Source organism: Pseudoruegeria sp. SHC-113, assembly GCF_025376885.1.
In the GTDB taxonomy this organism is placed as follows: Bacteria; Pseudomonadota; Alphaproteobacteria; order Rhodobacterales; family Rhodobacteraceae; genus Pseudoruegeria.
In genome coordinates this window covers 1,082,681-1,101,314 of the sequence record NZ_JAHUBR010000001.1, presented here as the reverse complement: position 1 = coordinate 1,101,314, position 18,634 = coordinate 1,082,681, and the positions used below count along the sequence as shown (strand labels likewise).

Below are 18,634 nucleotides of genomic sequence, written 5' to 3'. Positions count from 1 at the left end.
CCCATAGCTAATGGCTATGGCGTTCAGTTTACCGGATCCAAAGCGCAGATTTCCTTGAGTTTTTCTGCCACGAACAGTGCGGCCGGAGACAATAGTTTTGGCTTGCGAAAGATCAGCCCCGCTGCGCGCGACGATGCAAGACCGGGAACATCAATCTCGACCAGCCCCCTGCCTTCCGGGATCGCCAGGACAGACCGTGTTGTGTAGAGCAACACATCGCATTGCTGCGCAAAGCCCAGAAGGAAGGTTTGCGAATTACTTTCGACGATTGGCTCGGGCGGAGTTTCGCCCAGGCTGATGACCTTCCCGTCCAGCTTGCGTCGGGCCAATGTGTGCTTGGGTGGCAGCGCCCAATTCTGTGCCAACGCTTCGGCATGTGGAACAGAACCCTGCCCGGCAAGTGCATGAGAAGGCCGGCCGGTGACGATCAGCGCATCATCGGTCAATGGCTCGTAATCATAGTCCGATGTCTCACCGGACAAGGGTTTTTCAGCGACCACAAAATCCAGCGCGCCATCATCAAGCCCGGCCAGAAGCCGCTCGTCAAAGCCACTTGAGACATATATCCCCAATCCCGGCCGATCCCGCAGCGCCGCAGCGATTGCCTCCGGCAACATACGACGTACCCATGACGGCCCCGCCCCAATGCGCACCTGCCCGGCTGTTCCATCCCGCAACATCTCGACCTCGTCCACGGCATCGGCCACCTGCGCCGCGACCAAACGGGCGTGACGAAGAAGCTGATCACCGATGACCGTGGTCTCTACCCCATATGCCGTTCTTCGGAACAACGGCGCCTTCAGCTGATGTTCAAGAAGCTGGATTGCTTTGGACAGAGTCGGCTGTGCAACATTCAGAGAGTCCGCAGCCTTGGTGATATTGCCCATTTCGGCCGTACGCAAAAAGTAACTCAGCAACCGAAGGTCTATTTTGGTTTGAGCCACTTTGACCTCCATGCAAATCCCGGGCACCGGCGATCATCGCAGAGGACGGGGGATTTGCAATACAAGCAGTCGGCATCGACGCGGACACGCTGGCGATGATGAACGAGATCGACCGTGTGTTCACCAGATACCCGTTCTTCGGGTCGCGGCAGATCGCTGGCTATCTGCGCCGGGAAGGGATTGTTGTCGGGCGTCATCGCGTCAGGAGACTGATGGCGAAGATGGGCCTCGAGGCGATCTACAAAAGGCCCAAAACCAGCCAGCCGCACCCCCACCATCCAGTGTATCCGTATCTGCTGAGAAAGATGCAGATCCAGCGCCTGAACCAAGTATGGTGCGCCGACATCACTTTCGTGCGAGTGCGCAATGGGGAGACGAAGGGAGACTTCCCCCCTCCAACTAACCGCATGTTATCACTTTGCTTTTCGCTCTGACGTTGTCCATTTTGAGCGTTGTCCTTGTTGGACAACAGCATGTGCGACGCGGTAGCGCAAGCATTGGTGGACATCATTGAGAATTTCTCTGCCGCCTTAAGGCCCACCATTACAGAAGGATCGCTTTAGGTTCCCCCATCGAGAAGCAAGTCGGCTGGGCCTGTATTTGACTTAATGCCCGGTGGGCGGGTTGTCCCCTACGCTCAAGCCTGAGAAGTAACAGACGCGGTCTCCCCAGTGACGCTGGGGTGTGCAGCTTCAGGGGTGTGTATTCTGCACAGGCTCAGCAGGCTCTCTCAAAGCACCAAACCGCACTTTGGAAACGGAAAAACCATGACAAAACAACACCCTGCCCGGCCAGCGCGGCAGAACGTGAGCCTTCGCTACATCACTACGAATCCTGGAGTATTTCAGTTTCGGCATTTTGAAGTCGATCAGCACCATGTGGACGAACTTGCTAAGGTGCTGGACAACGGAAACGTGCTTGATCCAATAACGATTTGGATGGATCCGGACAAAGAACAGATGGTCGTCGTGGATGGCCATCACAGGCTCGCTGCATACCGGCAAGCGGAATGGCGGAAGAAAGTCCCCGTCGTAGTTCATCAATGCGGAATCGAACAAGCTCAATTGATGGCTTTGGCTGAGAACAGCAAGGCTCGACTGCCATTGACGTCCGAGGAAAGAACCGACGCAGCGTGGAGGCTCGTGTGTCTTGGTCCGAGTATCTACAGCAGAAAAGCCATCGCAAAGGCAACTGGTGCAAGCGAGCGCACCGTCGCCAACATGCGAAGCACTCTAAGAGCACTTCAGGAGCTTAACCCCGATGACGGTCTGCCCAAGCACTGGCGACAGGCGATGGCTACTCTGAAGGACCGGGAAAGGCGGGAGTATACCGAAGAGGAGCGAGAATTGATGATTGAGGCAAAGACAGCTGAGCTGGATGAAAAGATTGGTCGCGACCTCGGCTTCATGGCAGGCCTGCAGGTTGAGGCGGCATGCGCCGTGGTAGCAAAGCGGCTCGGACGAAAAGGGCTACAGTACCTCTACGATGAATACATTCACTACGAGCTTGGGGACATGATCGACCCTTATTGCCTCATGGACGATGACGGCGACGTGGACTGAACTTCCTCCCTTACCATTACATCCCCAGCCCTTACCCAATGGGACCCGACGTGTTTTACGCCGCACATTTTTCAGAGCATCATCATAAACACGGAGATGAATGTTCTCCCCCGTAGGCTTGCGAAAGAGGGGCGTTCTCTGAGCAAGAGAGGGGGGGCCACCCGTAGGACACCCCCTCAGAGGCTCGCTCAGCGCCCCTCAGAGGCAAGCGTGAAATTGGGCGTCAGTCGAAGCCTGAAGCGACCGCAGCACTACAGTAAATTCCGACCAGATGGGGAGCGCAACAGTTCCACTGACAAGCGGGATGTGACGAACGGGCCGCGCTGGGCGTAGACGCACCTGAAAGGAGGGAAGGCTTTGAAAATTAGGACGGTCGTAACGCATGTCCTTCAAATGCTAAAGCAAAGTAAGGCCCTGTTATTAGCCCCCATTTGCATTGAAAGCCCTGCCGTCATCGTTGAGCGGACGAGGTGGAGGACGATAAGCCCCAGACCACATGTGTCGCGATGGGGTATACCCTTACTGAACACTGCGACAGAACAGATTGCGTGTCCTTTTAGGGTTGCTTTCAGAAATACAGGACAATACAGAGGAAGGGTCAAAGACCCAAAAAGGACAAACAACGATGGCTACATACGGATACGCGCGTGTCTCTACCGCAGATCAAGACCTGACGATACAGCGCGAAGCGTTAAGTGCGGCGGGCTGCGAGATCATCCGTGAGGAGAAGATCAGCGGGACAAGCAGACAGGGGCGCGAAGAATTGAAGACCTTGATGGATTTCCTGAGGCCGGGAGACGTGCTGGTCGTGACGCGGCTTGATCGCCTTGCCCGCTCAATGGACGATCTCTCCGGGATCGCCAGAGAGCTTCAAGAGAATGGTGTGGCGCTTAAAGCGACAGAGCAGCCTGTGGATACCAGTAGTGCAGCTGGCAAGGCCTTCTTCCAAATGCTTGGGGTCTTCGCTGAGTTCGAAACGAACTTGCGGCGTGAACGGCAGATGGAAGGGATCGCCAAAGCGAAAGCTGCGGGGATCTACAGGGGACGCAAACCGTCCATCGACGTAGACGAAGTGAAGAGGCTCAGGGATGTTGAGGGTATGGGAGCGACAGAAATTGCCCGAGAACTTGGGATCGCGAGGACGTCGGTTTACAGAGTTCTTAGGTGATCTTTTTGCCTGTATTTGTTTCTCTGAAGATCCGGCAAACCGGGTGACCGGTCTTCCGAAAATCGCCGCTACAGATGTCTGGCCAAGAAGCAATTTCACATCTAAAAGTTGTGCACATCCATTGGACTAAAACAAGGTATTTCCATGTCGCGTTGGGCTGAGCAGTTTGAAGGTCATCAAATCCATAACTCACTTGCGCAACTGAGGGAGTGGCTGAACGTTAATGTTGAGCAAATTGACAGTGAGCATGAGGTCGAACGACGCAGGTTCTTCAAAACTCTCGACGCAATTGGCGTATCATTGAGTGAAGTCGACCCCGAGCTTTTCCCATTGTTGCCGCTCACGCAACTTGATCAGCAACTGCGACAGGCCCAAGTATGGAGCAACCTCAAAACCTATTCATCGAGTCCGAGCGTACAACAACTTCGAGCGGCAAACGATTTTCTTGCAGACAAACTACATCCTTTCGTTGGGCTAATGTTCTCGCGTAATGCGACCGGAGTGACGCCCAAGCTGCGGGAAATCGAAAAAGCATACGACAAGTTTTGCAAAGCGATTGAGACCCGCGAGAAAGACTTTTCCAGTCGCATTGAGCAAGGTGAGACAAAGCTTGCCGAGGTAGAGAAAGCGACTTCGAAACTCAAGCTGGCACTTAGCGATCTCGAAAAACAGACGGATCAAGCTTTCAGCGACTGGCAGGGTGAGTTCACAACAGCTCAAACAACTCGTGCAGAAGAGTTTTCTACAAATCAAATTGAGCGAAGAAAGCAGTTCGATACAGCCCTTCGTGAATGGCGTGACAAATCCGAAGCTGAGGTCAAGAGTATTAGTTCCGACCACAACAAGAAGTTAAGCGATGCTTTCGCGACATTTGAAGAACGCATCAAAACACACCTTCTCGACGCAAAAGCCAAACACAAAGACATTCTCGAAATCCATAAGTTGGTTGGAACAGATGGTGTCGCCGGGGGTTACCAAAAGAGCGCTGAAGATGAGCATAAAGCTGCTAACACTTGGCGGTGGGTAGCGATGGGATCGTTCATTGCTGCCGGCTTGTGGCTTCTTCTGAAGTACTTCATGGGCTTCGAAGCAAACACTGATGGTTCACCGAACTGGCCTGAGTTGCTTGCAGCTGCGTCTCTAACATTTGTCTTTCTCGGCATGGGCGGTTACGCAGCGAGACAGTCGAGCGTCCACCGATTGACAGAACAGCACATGCGTTGGTTCGCCTTGGAGGTGAAAGCGATTGACCCCTTCCTCTCGTCGCTTCCTGACGACATACGTTTTGAACTCAAAAATCAGTTGACCCAAAAACTCTTTGGACAAAACAGAGTAACACCTGAAGCGAAAGACGGCGGTATCGACCCAAGCGCTGTGAAAATGATTTCCGACGTTTTGAAGGCCGCTGGCCGAGGCTAAAACCCGTCCAGATACCCTGCTCGCTGCAACTCGTCCCAGACCTTCCCTTGCGCTTCAACAAGCTGCCCCTCAAGCAAGCCATGGTCATACGCTGAGTTTGACTTACGAGGTCCTGCCCATCCTCCAAGGTCGTTGATTGCTGCCTCGTCAACGTTGGCGCGGCGGGCAACAGTGCGCCATGTGTGGCGGGTCGAGTGAAGGGCGAGGCGTCCGTCAGATTCTTTCCCCAGCTCCTTTCGGCGGAAGCGTGTAAACCACTGCGAGACCGCTGCAGCTTTCCCTGAGGCGGGTCTGATGGGCCACTCGGGAAAGAGCCTGCCAGTCGGGCCATGCGCCGCTACACGGTCCTGTAGAAGCGCTCTGGCGTCACCTACGACGGGAATGAAGCGACGGGCGTTCTTTGTCTTGCCGTCGGTGAGGTCAAAGCCAGATCCATCGTTGCGGACCTGAGCGGAGGAGATCGTTGCAAGCTCGTCCGCACGGCAGCCGGTGGCGATGGCGAGGCGGATCAGATCGCCCTCCTTGGTGCCTCTGCTGGTCGCCTTCAGGAGTTTGGAGAACTCTTTCGGCTGGTAGTCCTGCCGGACCTGTTCACGGTTCCCTGCGGAACGGCGAAGACCCCTCCTGAACTCCCAAGGGTTTCGGGCTTTTCTCCCAAGGTGCCCACTCTCGATTGCCCAGAGCCAGAGCTGTTTCAGCAGATTAACGTTCTTAGCTACCGTCTGAGCTGATAAGCCCTCAGGGCTGCGATGACTGCGGGCTGAGGGGAGGTACACGTCACGAAATCGAAGAGCGACCTCTGGCGTCACGTCCTCCAAGCAGGCAGTCTTCGCTTCATCGCTGAGATGGGCGCGTAGATGCTTGATTGCCGTATCGAGGTTCATAATCGTTGTGCGCTTCAATGGAGCGAAACCGAAGGCGTTTCCGACTTTCCGAGCTTCCACGTACTGGGAGTGAGCAACATCGAGCGGGAACCCCTTCCCTGTGGCAACACGAGCGAAACGCTTGAGCTGGTCCCGAGGAATACCACGCGCCTCAGCTTGCTCCAGCATGTGGTGCAGTACAAACTCTGAGCCTACGTTGGATCCATCATCGCGAGCTTCGGCCTCGGCCTGATCAGCCAAGATTGTCTCCCGCCACTGAACTGCAGAGGCGAGCGAAAAGGTTTCACCGTCGCTCAAACCATCCTGAAGCCTGCGGATGTCGCCCAGCGCGATGTCACGGCGCTTACGGGCCTCGGTTAATTGGCGTGTCCCAAGCCCTCTCTTGATCTCTTTCCCGAGCGGCTTTCCATCCCACGGGTTTGGAACACCCACGAGGTCATGGGGAGTTACCATACGAAACACCCAGCTTTTGCCGGGGCCGCGAGGCTGAACGAGGTATCGCATGTCGTCTGTCTCGGCCTTCCTGTGGTCCATTCTGGACAACAAGCCGTTGGACATCGTCGCAAAAACCTCGCAATAACAACACGTTATGTGTGATGGCGGAGACGAAGGGATTCGAACCCTCGAGACGGTTTCCCGCCTACTCCCTTAGCAGGGGAGCGCCTTCGACCACTCGGCCACGTCTCCGTCGACCCGTGTAATGGGGCGGTTTGCGGAAGACAAGGCGAAAAAGGTGGAAAAAAGCAGGGCTTTGGGTGGGCTGGGTGTTTTCAATAGCTGCATGCTCGCGCGGGCCTATGAACGCGGGCAATGGGCACGGGCTATCCGGCCCGCAGCCCTGCCGCCATGTGTCAGAACAGCATCCGCGCGCGCAGGCCAAAGAGGGTGATGGAGCTTTGCGTTGGATCCAGCAGCGGGTTCTCGATGAACTGCACAGACGGCGTGATCTGAAAGTTCGGCGAAATCGAGAAGCGGTAGAAGGCTTCAGCCGTGAATTGCCGCCCGTCGATGCCGTTGCCCTCGGCCCAGTTCAGGCCGAGCCCTGCCAGATCGGTGTTGCGGCGATACCAGCCGATCCCGGTGGAGAGCGAGCGTTCATAGAGCGCCGCGGTGCCGTCGGATTGCCCGTAGCGCAGGAAAGGGGCCCATGCGTTGCCAAACAGCCAGGACGCGGAGAAGCTGACGCCCTTGTCCTTTGGGCGGCCCAGATCGTCGCTGGCGTCGGATTGCCAAAACGTCAGGTGGATGTTGTCGAAATAGATCCTGCCCGGCCCCGAAGTATAGCCGATCTCAAGGCTCTTGAAGGTTTCGCCACTGGAGAACACGCCGGTGTCCGGCGAAGACGGATCGCCATTTGCATCGGCGATACTAGCGACGGCGTAGACATTCGGGGAAAGCTGCACCCCGGCGGCGAGGCCAAGGCCCGGGTTGGGGGCGTTGATCGTCGGGTTGGTGTTGAAGGCGAGGTTCTGGAAGGCCGTGTAGGGGCTGACGAGGCTGTAGATGTCGAGGAAATCCGTCACGTCGATCTGGCCCGCCTGCAGCGTGAAGCGCCCTTCGGGATCGCGGTAGGTGTAGAAGAGGTTCGTCAGCAGCGTGCCGCTATCGTTGAAAGCCGTGCCGGTGATGGAGAGCGCGCCGGAGTCGAGCCCGAAGAACTGCGGAGCGACCGCGCCATAGGCGTGGCGGTTCTCCAGCTTGAAGGTGTAGGAATGGCCGCCCCCGGCATCATAGGTGCCAAAGAGCCGCGCGATGCCACCACCGGCATCGCCGGAGCCGATGTCGGAATTGCCCCATTGGCCGAGCGCAAGGTAGTCCGCGCCAAAGCTGAAACCGCCTTCTGCCAGCCCATCCTTCCATGCATAGAACCCCGGCAGGGCACTGAGGGGAAAATCGGAGCGGAACTGCGGATCGGTGAGCCCATCGCCGGGCGCGAGCGCCGCTGCGGTGGAAGACGGCCCCGAGAGCCCTTCGGCCTGAACCGCACCTGTCAGCAGGCACCAGCCCCCAAGAAACGCTGCCAAAGTGGATGAGAATCTGCCGTTCATGCGCTTACCTGCGTGTCCTTCTGTTTGTCTGACCTTAACATGATCGCTCGCGTTGGTCTGGAATGCTGCGTTTAGCCTTACCGGACCGGCGCCAGGACGGCCGCCCGTGTGGCTGCGTCTACAGGTGGAGCAGGCGGGTTTGGCTGAAACGGGTTCTTCACGACCGGGCTGACAGTGAAGGTGAATGTCCAGTCTTCCGAGAAGTCGTCCGGGCGGATTACATTCCGCTCCGCGGAGAGGTTCAATTTGACGATCTGGCTTCCGATGGCCGTTGTCTTCGAAACGGCCAACTGAATCGGAAAGGTCAAGGCATCATCCGAGGGGGCTTCCCAGTTGTAGGTGATCGTCGGCCCGGTGCCGATCTGCCATCCCCCGCCGAGGCCATAAAACAGGAAATACTGAAGGGAGGTGATCGAGGCATCGGGCCCGCTCCCGCCGATCTTTTCGTTGTGGAAGGGGAATATGCCAGCCACGCCCCAATCAAATGTGCGCACCGCCAGGAAACTTGGGCCCAAGAGCCAGTTTTCCGACGATACAGAGGATCCGATGGGAACGCTGCCGACGATACCAGCCCCGATGGTCCAGGCGTCATTCTGCCAAGAATACAAAAGATCGAACGGGATGTCGTTCCACGCACTGACATCTGAAATGCCGCCAGCACCCGGCCGGGGGGCATCCACGACGTAGCCAAGCGCCGGTCTGAAGATCAGGTTGTTCCCATTCGGTAGTTTGAAAGGAAACACGGGTTGGAAGGTAAAGGTGAGGCTGCCTGCGTCCGAAGCGCCGGGCAGGCTGCCGTCAAAACTCCTGTACTCCGTTTTGAAGTTGAGAGTCGCATTGGCTGCGCCCGGGTTGGCAAGTTCCTTTGCCAGGTCATCGACACTCAGGTTTTCGTTCGCCCCGACCGATTGCGCTCCCAGAAGGACCAGCGCCACGGCAGTCAGCCGCACTTGGTTCCACGTGCTCATGCGCCTGCCTTTCTTTCTTGTTCAGGGGCAGCCCGCGAAAACCGGCTGCCCCCGAAACGCACCATTATTGCAGCGTGTTCTTGTAAACGACGCCATCCTTCATGATGAGGCGGATGGTTTCGGGGCTTTCAGGGCGCGGATCCGCGCCGAACCACACATCACCCGTGCCGACCACGCTGAAATCCTCCAGCGGGTTGCCGTCGATGATCAGGATGTCGGCATAGGCGCCCTCTTCGATCACCCCCAGCTTGCCTTCCGTGAAGGGGTTCGTGAAATCCCCCGAAAGCGCCACAAGCTCACCGCCGATCGATGTCATCGTCACCAGCGATTGATGGGGGCCAAAGAACTCGTTATTAAGGTGCTTCTCGTAAGCGATCTGGATGTTGCAGTCTTCGACCGAGCCAACGCAATCTGTCTGGAAGGCACGTTTGACCGGACACTGCTTCATGTTCGGAATGTAGTTCTCGAAGGTCGCTGTTGCAGATATCGCTTTACGGAGACTGGATGGCTGGTTCTTGACGGCGGGAACGTCCAATAGTCCCGGATCAAAAGCGGTCAGGTTCGTGGAGATGAAGGCCCCCTTCTCGTTCATTACCTCGGCAATCTCGCAGTCGAAGGAAAAGCCATGCTCGATGGACATCACGCCCGCGTCCAGCGCGTTCATGATCGCTTCCTTGCGGTAGGAATGCGCCATCACATAGGTGCCGTATTCGTTGGCCACCTGCACCGCGGCTTCGATTTCTTCCTTCGAGCCGGCCAGCAGCTGCCACGGGTCAAAGGCCGAAACGACCCCGCCGGACTGCATGAATTTCACTTGGGTCGCCCCCATGCGCAGGTTGTTGCGGGCGTAGCGATAGACGTCATCCACGCCGCTGACTTCCTGTGCCATGTTCAGGCGGCCGAAGTTGGTTTCGCTGCCCGGAGGCGCGGTAAAGTTGGCGAAATCGGCATGGCCGCCACGGGTGCCGATGAACGCGCCGGCAGGGTAATAGCGTGGACCAACGATCTGCCCGCTTTCGATGGCGCGACGCAACCCGCCGTTGGCCCCCCCAGCGTCACGGACGGTGGTGAACCCCTGCATCAGGTACATCTCGGCCATGCGGGTGCCGTGGATGGCGAAATCCTCCCACGTCGTATTGGCTTCCATCGCGCTCAGGCTCGGCCCCATCAGCAGCAGGTGGGCATGGGTTTCAACAAACCCCGGAGTCAGCGTGCCGCCGCCGCCGTCGATCATCTCGGCATCCGGGGCGTCGATGGCCTCGGTGGAGATCGTCTTGATCAGGTTGCCTTCGATCAGCACCGAAGCGTTTTCGATCCGCTGCTCGTTAACCCCGTCAAAGACGTGGACATTGGTGATCAGCACCTGCGGAGCCGCGTCCTGCGCGAACACCGGTGCGGCAGCAAAGGCGGCAAGCGCCGCCGGTTTCAGATACGCCTTCATTCGTTCCTCTCCCGAAATTGTGGCCATTGGCACTGCCCAACAGGCAGCTTGCTGGCCGCTGGTGTCAGGCTACCAACCGGGGCTCTCGGAAACTTATCATTTTCAGCCAGACTTACTCACAACCCATAAGAATCTTGATAGTTTTTCGGAAAGGGCGTGTTATAGAATTACACATGCCTTCCCATGCTCCCCCCCCTCGCCACGGCCCTGCCGAATCACGCGCCAACGCTTTGGTGCAACTGGCGACAATCGCTCCGTTTCTTGCCCACCTGAAAGCGCGCGGTCACGACGTCGAACGCCTGCTGGGAGTGCAAAATCTTGCGTTGGACGCCGCGCGCGATCCTGCGCGGTTGGTGCAGGCAGAGGTTGTATACGGGCTGCTGGAGACCTTCGCGCAGGCTTCTGGCGATCCCTGGCTCGGGGTCCATGTGGCCGAACAGATGGACATGCAGGCCTGGCCGATCACACGCGAAGCGCTCGCGGGCGGGGAAACTCTTGGCCATATGTTCACCGGCCTGATCCTGTCCACGCCTGCTTTCGGGACATCTGTGCGCCACCGGCTGGAGATCGAGGCCAAGGAGACCGCCTATGTGGTGAGCCGGAAGTTTCGGCCGCGCAAGGTTCCGCTTCAGGTCATCGGCTTCGGCTTTGCCGTGCATCTGCGGTTTCTTGACCTGATCGAGGGCGGCTGGTCCGGCGCGGATGTGGTGCTGGAAACGCCCTCCGCACGCGCACTCCCGGCGGGCTATCGCGGCGTGCAGGTCAGGGAAACCGGGGGCACGACACAGGTGCTCCGCTTCCCCTCACGGCTCTTGCGCGCGAAAGTTGTAAACCCGCCCGAGCAGATCCTTGCCACGCTTGAGCCTCATGGCCGCCCGTCCCTCACCCGCGCCATTGCCGCCGTGGCCCCCGACATCCTCGCCCGCCACGAAGACAACCTGCCAAGGGCCGTTGCCGAGGCCATCGGGCTTTCGCCGGAGGAATTGGAAAGCGGGCTCGCGGTTCTGGGCACCAGCCTGCCGCGAGAGATGCGGCGCGCAAGGCTTACGCTTGCGCGCGAAGCCCTGCAGGCCAACGATGCGCCGGTGGCCGATATCGCCGCCCGGCTGGGCTTCTCCGCCGCCGCCAATTTTACCCGCTTTTTCAAAACCAACGCGGGCGAAACGCCGCGCGCCTACCGGCAGAGGCTGAGGGCCGATCAGGCCGCAAAGCGGTAAAAGCGCGCCGCAGTGCCGCCGAATACTTCAGTATGCTGTGCCGCTGGCACGAGCGCCTCATGGGCCTGGCGCAGGGTGGCGTAATCGGAGGTGAGGCTGTCGACCGGGAAATTGGAGCCGAACATGCAGCGCGCCGCGCCGAATTGATCAAGGCAGGTCTCCACGATCGGGCGCAGGCTTTCGATGCGCCAGTCGTGCTCGAACATGCCGAGGCCCGAGAGCTTGCACACGACCTGTTCGCGATCCGAAAGCAGGCGCAACGCCTGCGCCCAGCTTGCAAGCCCTTGCGCGCTGCGATCATGGGGCGATCCGGCGTGACAGAGCGCCACCTGCACCTCGGGTGCGGCATCCAGAACCCGCGCCATCACCTCGTAAAGCTCTGGAACCAATTGCAGATCGAAGGAAAGCCCCCGCGCCGCGATCTCTCGCAGGCCCGCCGCGAAACGCGGATCGGTGAGCAGGGCGTTGGTGCCGGTCTGGGCGTCCTCCCCCGGAGCGCGGCCCACGATCTGGCGCACTCCGCGCAACGAGGGCAGCGCCTGCAGCGCATCCAGCCGCGCGCCCAGATCCGGCGCGGTGAGATCGCAGAAGGCGACCTGCAGCAGCGGCCAGTCCGGCGTGGCATCGGCGACGCTTTGCACCCAACGCGCTTCGGCGAGCGCATCCTCTGCGCCCACCTGAATATGCACCGAGGCTTCAAACCCGGCGGCATCCGCGCGGAATTCGTCGATCAGGTAATCGCGCTGGATCGGGGCGGGATCGCCAAAGAAGCGCGGCACGCCTTGCGCCATGAGCCACGGGTAATGCACCGCCGCGAGATCCCAGAGGTGGTGATGGGCATCAATCCGCATGGTTGACTCCAGTTGCCTCGGCCAGAAAATCCCGCCCCTGCATCTTCCAGAAGTGCAGAAGGTCGATGAAAATCCAGTTCTCGGCCAGCTTGCCGCCCTCGCGCCGGTAGATGTCGATCACGCGAAACTCACCCGCCGTGTCGCTCGGAGGCTGCCCCATGAAACCGCCCGTCGGCTTGGCGGTGAAATTGGGCCAACCGAAGAAGCCGCCGTAGTGGCCTTCCGCCAGCCGCGCGATGTGTTTGGTTTTGGAGCGCTCGGAAAAGGCCGCGCGGAAGGGCCCCGAGTGCTGCTTGGCGTAGCGCTTGATGGTGTAGGTCGCGCCGATGCCTTCCGGCCCCCACCAGAGCATGTCGGGCGCCCATGTGAGCGCCAGTTCCTCCTCCAGCGGCAGGCCCGATTGCCATTGCCCGAGGTCGGAAATCATCCGGTTGATCAGGGCCAGCGTCTCCTCGCCCGTTGCAGCCGGCTGCGCCTCATAAAGCAGCCCGTCATGGGTGCGCGGCCCCGGCTGCACGAGGTGCTGGGCCGTCTGGTTCGGGAAGATCCCCTGCCCCGCCTGCGCCATCAGATGCGGGATGTCGACGTACATCGCCGTTTCGGAGATCTGCCCGCCTTCCACCTTGTAGAAGCTGCAATAGCGCAGGAAGGCGAGCTTGCCGGTGGGCCGGATCCCCAGCCAGGGCGTATCGAAGAGCCCCATCAGATGGCCCATGGACACGACCCAGACGCCCTCAAACCCGTCCATCTGGTTCTTGCCGGCGAAGAAGATGTCCTCCCGCCGCTGCAGGGAAGTGAGCGCGCGCTTGAGCGGGGCCCAGAAGCGCGCGGCCACGGCCTTTGGCCCGATGATCTTACCAAACGGGTGAAACCCGCGCCAGATCAGCCCCGGCGCGCAATGGGTGGTGAGCGCTAGGTTTAGTGATTCTGACACCCCACCTGCCCCAACGTCACCCGAAGCGCCTTCCAGCGCTCTGTGAAAGCGCCGCACGAGCGCCTTTTCTTCCTGAAAATCCGTCACGTTTTCAACCTTCTAAACGCGATCTTGCAAACGCATGCAAAATTAGCTTGCCGGAATCGACCCGGCAAGTCTACCGTTATTGCAAGCGTATGCAAAACGCGACTGCATCAGGGGAGGCCGCCTTGGCGGAAATCAGATTGTCCGGCGTATCCAAGCGCTGGGGTTCCTTCATCGGCGTCGACAAGTTCGACCTCACCATTCCCGACCGCGAGTTCCTCGTGCTGCTTGGCCCCTCGGGCTGCGGCAAGACGACGACGATGCGCATGATCGCAGGCCTTGAGGATCCGACGGACGGCGAGATCCTGATCGACGGCAAGGTCGTCAACGATCTGGAGCCCAAGGATCGCGACGTCGCGATGGTGTTCCAGAGCTACGCGCTCTACCCGAACATGAACGTCTATGAAAACATCCGCTTCCCGCTGCGGGTGCGCGGGTCTGACCCCGCCACCCACAAGGAAAAGGTGATGCGCGCGAGCGCCATGGTGGAGCTCGACGAGTTCCTGCACCGCAAACCGGCGGAGCTTTCCGGCGGCCAGCGCCAGCGCGTGGCGCTCGCCCGCGCCATCGTGCGCGAGCCCAACGTCTTCCTGATGGACGAGCCGCTCTCCAACCTCGACGCCAAGCTGCGCGTCTCCACCCGTGCCCAGATCAAGAACCTCAGCCACGAATTGGCGGTGACGACGATCTACGTGACCCACGATCAGATCGAAGCGATGACGCTCGCGGACCGCGTGGTGGTGATGGAGAAGGGCATCGTCCAACAGGTGGGCAGCCCCACCGAGATCTACGACAAGCCCGCCAACACCTTCGTGGCGAGCTTCATCGGCAGCCCGGCGATGAACCTGATGAAGGGCGAGATGTCGGGCGGCACCTTCCGCGCCAAGAACACCGAGATTGCAGGGCTGAACGCCCCGGATGGCCCGATCACTCTGGGGTTCCGCGCCGAGGATGCGGAGGTGGCGAGCGACGGCGGCCAGATCACCGCGCCGATCTACACGCTGGAGCTTCTGGGCGACGCCACGATGGTCAGCGTGCGCATCGGCGGCGCGCTTGTAAGCGCGAAGGCCGACAAGACCTACCGCGCCGAGATCGGCGATCAGGTCTCGATCCGCATTCCGGCCAGCATCTGCCACTTGTTCGACGCAGACACAGGGGCGCGTATCGGGGACTGACCCCGCAGGAATACCGCCGCGCACCAAGTGCGGCGGGGCAACGCCAGGTGCGTGATTGCAAGGCGCATCCGGCACCACACAACAGGGAGAGAAGAGAATGTTTCTGAAGAAGTTCACGACGGCCAGTGCCTTCGCCGTCCTCGCCGCGACAAGCGCGAACGCCTGTGAAATCGGCGCCCGCGTCAGCATCGTCGGCAACGAATTCCCCGCCATCCAGACCGTGGGCGCTGGCGCGCAGGCCTGCACCGGCGGCGAGGTGAAAACCAACCTCACGAGCGAACACCAGACGATCAACGTCCCGGGCATGCAGGGCAACCCGGCCGAATACACTTCGGCGATCATCGCCAACTCCTCCATCGTGGCGCTGATGAATGAAGACGTGATCCGCCCGCTGGACGATCTGGTGGCCAAGCACGGCGGCGATCTGAGCAAGACGCAGCTGATCACCATCGACGGCAAGGTCATGGCCGTGGCCTTCATGGCCAACGCGCAGCACCTTGTGTACCGCGCCGATGTGCTGGAGCAGATCGGTGTCGAACCGCCGAAAACCTATGAAGACATGCTCGCCGCCGCGCAGATGATCCGCGACAAGGGCATCATGGAGAACCCGATCGGCGGCGCTTATGCGTCCGGCTGGAACCTCGCACAGGAATTCAACAACATGTTCCTCGGCATGGGCGGCGAATTCTTCAAGGCCGGCACCGCAGAGCCGAACGTGAACTCCGAAGCCGGTGTGAACGCGCTCAACATGATGAAATCGCTGTCGGAATTCATGAACCCCGATTTCCTGACCCATGACTCCAACGCCACCAACGCGGAATACCGCGCCGGCAACGTGGCTCTGATGAACATGTGGGGCAGCCGCGCCGCAACGCTTGTCACCGCCGAAGGCGTGCCGCAGGAAGTTGTGGACGGTTTCGCGATTGCCGGCCCGATGACGGTCAACGGCGGCTCCACCCCAGCCTCCACCCTGTGGTGGGACGGCTGGACCGTGGCCAAGAACATCTCCGATGAAGAGGCCGAGGCCACTTTCGTAGCGATGATGAACGGCATCCGCCCGGAGCTGATGCAAGATGAAGAGATCCGTACGCAGGCCGTGTGGCTGATCGACGGCTACCAGCCGACCGAGGCCGCCGTGGGCGTGTTCGAAGCCGCCAACGCGGGCACCATCCCCTACCCGATGCTGCCCTACATGGGCCTGCTGCACACCGCGCTCGGCAATGAGCTTTCCGACTTCATGCAAGGCAAGGAAAGCGCCGAACAGGCCCTGGCCGACGTGGAAGCCGCCTATACGGCAGCCGCCAAGGAAGCAGGCTTCCTGCAATAAGCTCTCCTCCTGGTGGGGGGCCTTCGCGCCCCCCGCTTTTTTTCCAAATCACAGGCACCCGGCCACTTGCGGCCGGAGCCACAGCCACCGCCCACCCTTTTACGCATCTGATCTGGCACCGGCCCTCGCGCCCGCGCCGCAACGGCGAGCCCCATGAAACACCGCACCTTCTTCTGGTTCTTCCTGCCGACCGGCCTTGCGATGCTGCTGTTCATTGCCATGCCGATCGTTTCGGTCGTGACCCAATCGATGTTCGCCCCGCATGAAGCCGTGCTGGTGACGGTGGAATCCTGCGGCCCCTTCGGCTGCCGTGAGGAGACCTCGATCGATCAGGACGCCACCCGCGAGCTGCGCGACGAGCGCCCGCTGGGCCGCTTCGTGGGCCTCGACATCTACCTTGATCGCGGCCACCTCGCCTTCGCGGAAGTGGCGGAAGCCTGGAACAACCGCCAAAGCCTTTCTGGCTTCTTCAAGCGGCTCGGCAACCTGCCCTTCTACCGCGCGATGGCCTTCACGCTCACCTATACCTTCACCGTCACGCCGCTGCTGATCGCCCTCGGGCTGATGATCGCGCTGGCCGTGAACCGCCTGCAGGCCGGGCTGAAGGGTTTCGTGATCTTCTTCTCGCTGTTGCCGATGATCGTCACCCCGCTCGTGGGCTCGCTGATCCTGTTCTGGATGATCGACAGCCGCGGCATCCTCGGCTCCTTCATCCAATGGGCCGCCAATGACCCGGATCTCTCGCTCAAAGCCTCTACCGGGCTCACATGGGTGATGCTGATCGTCTACGGCGTCTGGCACTCCGCCCCCTTTGCCTTCGTCGTCTTCTACGCCGGGCTTCAGACCCTGCCGCAGGACCAGCTTGAAGCCGCGCAGATCGACGGTGCCACCCGCTGGCAACAGGTCCGCTTCGTGGTGATCCCGCATCTCATGCCGCTCGTCACCTTCGTGGCGCTGATCCAGCTGATGGACAATTTCCGCGTCTTTGAGCCGATCGTCGGCTTCAACGCCTCCGCCCATGCGACCTCGCTGTCGTGGATCATCTTCAACGATCTTCAGGGCGAAACCCGCCAGCTCTCGGCGGCCTCGGCCACCTCCGTCATGACGATCCTCGGCGTGGCAATCCTTCTTTCGCCGGTCCTTGTCCGGACATGGCGCGACTTCCGGAGCAAGCACTGATGGCCTCCAAAGCACAACGCACCCCGACCGGGCTGAAGATCGCCGCGAACCTCTTCGTGATCGTCTGGCTGATCCTTGCCGCCTTTCCCTTCCTCTGGACGTTCTGGGGCAGCTTCAAGGTGGAGTTGGACTTCTTCTCCATCGCCGACTGGACGAACGCGCTCACCGGCAAGAACACCGAGGCCGCCTATGGCAGCTCCTTCACCGGCGCGGGCTACCACGGGGCCTGGGTGCAGGAGGAATTCTGGCGCGCGGTGATCAACACCTTCATCGTCTGCTTCTTCGTGGTGCTCACCTCGCTAACCATCGGCACGCTCGGGGGCTACGCGCTGTCGCGCTCGGGCTTCCGCTACACCTTCTGGCTGCTGATCATCGCGCTGATCTTCCGCGCCATGCCGCCGGTGACGCTGGTTGCGGGCTACCTGCTGCCCTTCTTCGAGTGGAACCTCTGGGGCATCCTGCCCACCACGATCATCGTGCTCGTGGCGATCAACCAGCCCTTCACGCTGTGGATGCTGCACAGCTTCTTCCAGAACATCCCCAAAGAGCTCGACGAAAGCGCCAAGGTGGATGGCTGCACCCAGTTTCAGGCCTTCCGCCACGTGATCGTGCCGGTGATGTGGCCCGGCGTGATCACCACCGGCCTGTTCAGCTTCCTGTTGGCCTACAACGACTTCGCCGTGACCTCCATGCTCCTTTCTGAAAGCAACCGCACCATGGTTCCTGAAATCGCCGCCTTCCTCGGCACCACCTACACCGAAGGCAACGTGATGTTCGCCGTTGCCGCCGTTGTCTCGGCCACCGCGCCGCTCTTCGTGCTCGTGATGTTCTTCCAACGCCAGATCGTGAGCGGCCTGACCGCCGGGGCGGTGAAAGGATGAGCGGTGCGCGCCCCGAACAGGCGGTCCTGAGCCGCGACACCGATCTTTCGAAAACGGAAGAAACCCGCGCCGTGATCGAAGGCATGGTCGACGGGCTCAACGATCACCGGATCGACGACATCGGCCAGTTCTTTGCCGAAAGCTTCCGCTGGATGGGCAATCAGGGCTGCGGCACCAAGATCGGCCTGCAGGCCTTTCAGGACAACTGGCAGCGCCCGTTTCAGGCCGCCTTCTCCGACAAGGTCTGTGTTGATGAGGCCCGGCTCTACATGGGCGAATGGGCGGCGGCCTTCGGGCGGCAGGAGGCCCTGCATTCCGGCGAGTTCATGGGGATCGCCCCCACCGGCAAGCGGGTAGAGATCCGGTACATGGATTTCTGGAAGGTCGAAGAGGGGCGCATCACCGACAATTGGGTGATGGTGGATTTCCCCCATGTGCTGGCCCAACTGGGCCACGATGTTTTCAACGGCGAGGGCTGGGAAGCCTATGACCGGGGCGAGCGTATCGCGCCCCGTCCGGCGGCCAAAGCCGCGCCGACGGCGTAAGGAAAGA

General features: G+C 60.2%; 17 protein-coding genes and 1 tRNA gene. 10 read left to right on the top strand and 8 right to left on the bottom strand.

Annotated features, from left to right (window positions below; translation table 11 throughout):
• Positions 1–23 precede the first annotated feature (23 nt).
• The gene (locus KVX96_RS05425) at positions 24–956 is read right to left on the bottom strand and encodes a LysR family transcriptional regulator (RefSeq protein ID WP_261193287.1); all 933 of its coding nucleotides are present in this window, start codon (positions 954–956) and stop codon (positions 24–26) included.
• A gap of 83 nt (positions 957–1,039) precedes the next feature.
• On the opposite strand from KVX96_RS05425, the gene KVX96_RS05420 reads away from it, so the two are divergent.
• From KVX96_RS05420 to KVX96_RS05405, 4 genes are all read left to right on the top strand, one after another.
• Positions 1,040–1,378: an IS3 family transposase gene (locus tag KVX96_RS05420; protein WP_409977082.1), complete on the top strand. Its 339-nt coding sequence runs from the start codon at positions 1,040–1,042 to the stop codon at positions 1,376–1,378.
• Between the two features lie 333 nt (positions 1,379–1,711).
• On the top strand, positions 1,712–2,506 hold the full coding sequence (locus KVX96_RS05415) for a ParB/RepB/Spo0J family partition protein (RefSeq protein WP_261193286.1): 795 nt from the start codon (positions 1,712–1,714) through the stop codon (positions 2,504–2,506).
• A gap of 625 nt (positions 2,507–3,131) precedes the next feature.
• Positions 3,132–3,674: a recombinase family protein gene (locus tag KVX96_RS05410; protein ID WP_261193285.1), complete on the top strand. Its 543-nt coding sequence runs from the start codon at positions 3,132–3,134 to the stop codon at positions 3,672–3,674.
• 144 nt (positions 3,675–3,818) lie between these two features.
• A complete protein-coding gene (locus KVX96_RS05405; protein ID WP_261193284.1) occupies positions 3,819–5,093 on the top strand; it encodes a hypothetical protein in 1,275 nt (424 codons plus the stop codon).
• On the opposite strand, the gene KVX96_RS05400 is transcribed toward KVX96_RS05405, so the two are convergent.
• The 5 genes from KVX96_RS05400 to KVX96_RS05380 form a co-directional block, all read right to left on the bottom strand.
• The gene (locus KVX96_RS05400; protein WP_261193283.1) at positions 5,090–6,481 is read right to left on the bottom strand and encodes a tyrosine-type recombinase/integrase; all 1,392 of its coding nucleotides are present in this window, start codon (positions 6,479–6,481) and stop codon (positions 5,090–5,092) included. The genes KVX96_RS05405 and KVX96_RS05400 overlap by 4 nt on opposite strands.
• A 93-nt stretch (positions 6,482–6,574) precedes the next feature.
• Positions 6,575–6,664 (bottom strand) — tRNA-Ser (locus KVX96_RS05395).
• A 164-nt stretch (positions 6,665–6,828) separates the two neighbouring features.
• Positions 6,829–8,025 carry a carbohydrate porin gene (locus tag KVX96_RS05390; RefSeq protein ID WP_261193282.1) on the bottom strand — a complete coding sequence of 399 codons (1,197 nt, stop codon included), beginning with the start codon at positions 8,023–8,025 and terminating at the stop codon, positions 6,829–6,831.
• 77 nt (positions 8,026–8,102) lie between these two features.
• Positions 8,103–8,993: a hypothetical protein gene (locus tag KVX96_RS05385; RefSeq protein WP_261193281.1), complete on the bottom strand. Its 891-nt coding sequence runs from the start codon at positions 8,991–8,993 to the stop codon at positions 8,103–8,105.
• Between the two features lie 64 nt (positions 8,994–9,057).
• The gene (locus tag KVX96_RS05380) at positions 9,058–10,434 is read right to left on the bottom strand and encodes a metal-dependent hydrolase family protein (protein ID WP_261193280.1); all 1,377 of its coding nucleotides are present in this window, start codon (positions 10,432–10,434) and stop codon (positions 9,058–9,060) included.
• Between the two features lie 233 nt (positions 10,435–10,667).
• On the opposite strand from KVX96_RS05380, the gene KVX96_RS05375 reads away from it, so the two are divergent.
• Positions 10,668–11,651 carry a helix-turn-helix transcriptional regulator gene (locus KVX96_RS05375; protein WP_261193279.1) on the top strand — a complete coding sequence of 328 codons (984 nt, stop codon included), beginning with the start codon at positions 10,668–10,670 and terminating at the stop codon, positions 11,649–11,651.
• Here the strand turns inward: KVX96_RS05375 and KVX96_RS05370 are convergent.
• Both KVX96_RS05370 and KVX96_RS05365 read right to left on the bottom strand, forming a co-directional pair.
• Positions 11,633–12,502 carry an amidohydrolase family protein gene (locus KVX96_RS05370; protein WP_261193278.1) on the bottom strand — a complete coding sequence of 290 codons (870 nt, stop codon included), beginning with the start codon at positions 12,500–12,502 and terminating at the stop codon, positions 11,633–11,635. The genes KVX96_RS05375 and KVX96_RS05370 overlap by 19 nt on opposite strands.
• Positions 12,492–13,523, bottom strand: coding sequence for an ester cyclase (locus KVX96_RS05365; RefSeq protein WP_261193277.1), 1,032 nt, complete (start codon positions 13,521–13,523; stop codon positions 12,492–12,494). Before KVX96_RS05365 ends, KVX96_RS05370 begins: the two co-directional genes overlap by 11 nt.
• Before the next feature lie 122 nt (positions 13,524–13,645).
• Here KVX96_RS05365 and KVX96_RS05360 point away from each other — a divergent pair, with 122 nt between their 5' ends.
• The 5 genes from KVX96_RS05360 to KVX96_RS05340 all read left to right on the top strand — a co-directional run bounded on the left by KVX96_RS05360 (position 13,646) and on the right by KVX96_RS05340 (position 18,627).
• A complete protein-coding gene (locus tag KVX96_RS05360; protein WP_314733091.1) occupies positions 13,646–14,695 on the top strand; it encodes an ABC transporter ATP-binding protein in 1,050 nt (349 codons plus the stop codon).
• A gap of 97 nt (positions 14,696–14,792) precedes the next feature.
• Positions 14,793–16,022: an ABC transporter substrate-binding protein gene (locus tag KVX96_RS05355; RefSeq protein ID WP_261193276.1), complete on the top strand. Its 1,230-nt coding sequence runs from the start codon at positions 14,793–14,795 to the stop codon at positions 16,020–16,022.
• Positions 16,023–16,175: 153 nt separating this feature from the next.
• A complete protein-coding gene (locus KVX96_RS05350) occupies positions 16,176–17,201 on the top strand; it encodes a carbohydrate ABC transporter permease (protein WP_261193275.1) in 1,026 nt (341 codons plus the stop codon).
• Positions 17,201–18,082, top strand: coding sequence for a carbohydrate ABC transporter permease (locus KVX96_RS05345; protein WP_261193274.1), 882 nt, complete (start codon positions 17,201–17,203; stop codon positions 18,080–18,082). The genes KVX96_RS05350 and KVX96_RS05345 overlap by 1 nt, the downstream gene beginning before the upstream one ends.
• A complete protein-coding gene (locus KVX96_RS05340; protein WP_261193273.1) occupies positions 18,079–18,627 on the top strand; it encodes an ester cyclase in 549 nt (182 codons plus the stop codon). The genes KVX96_RS05345 and KVX96_RS05340 overlap by 4 nt, the downstream gene beginning before the upstream one ends.
• Positions 18,628–18,634: the final 7 nt, after the last annotated feature.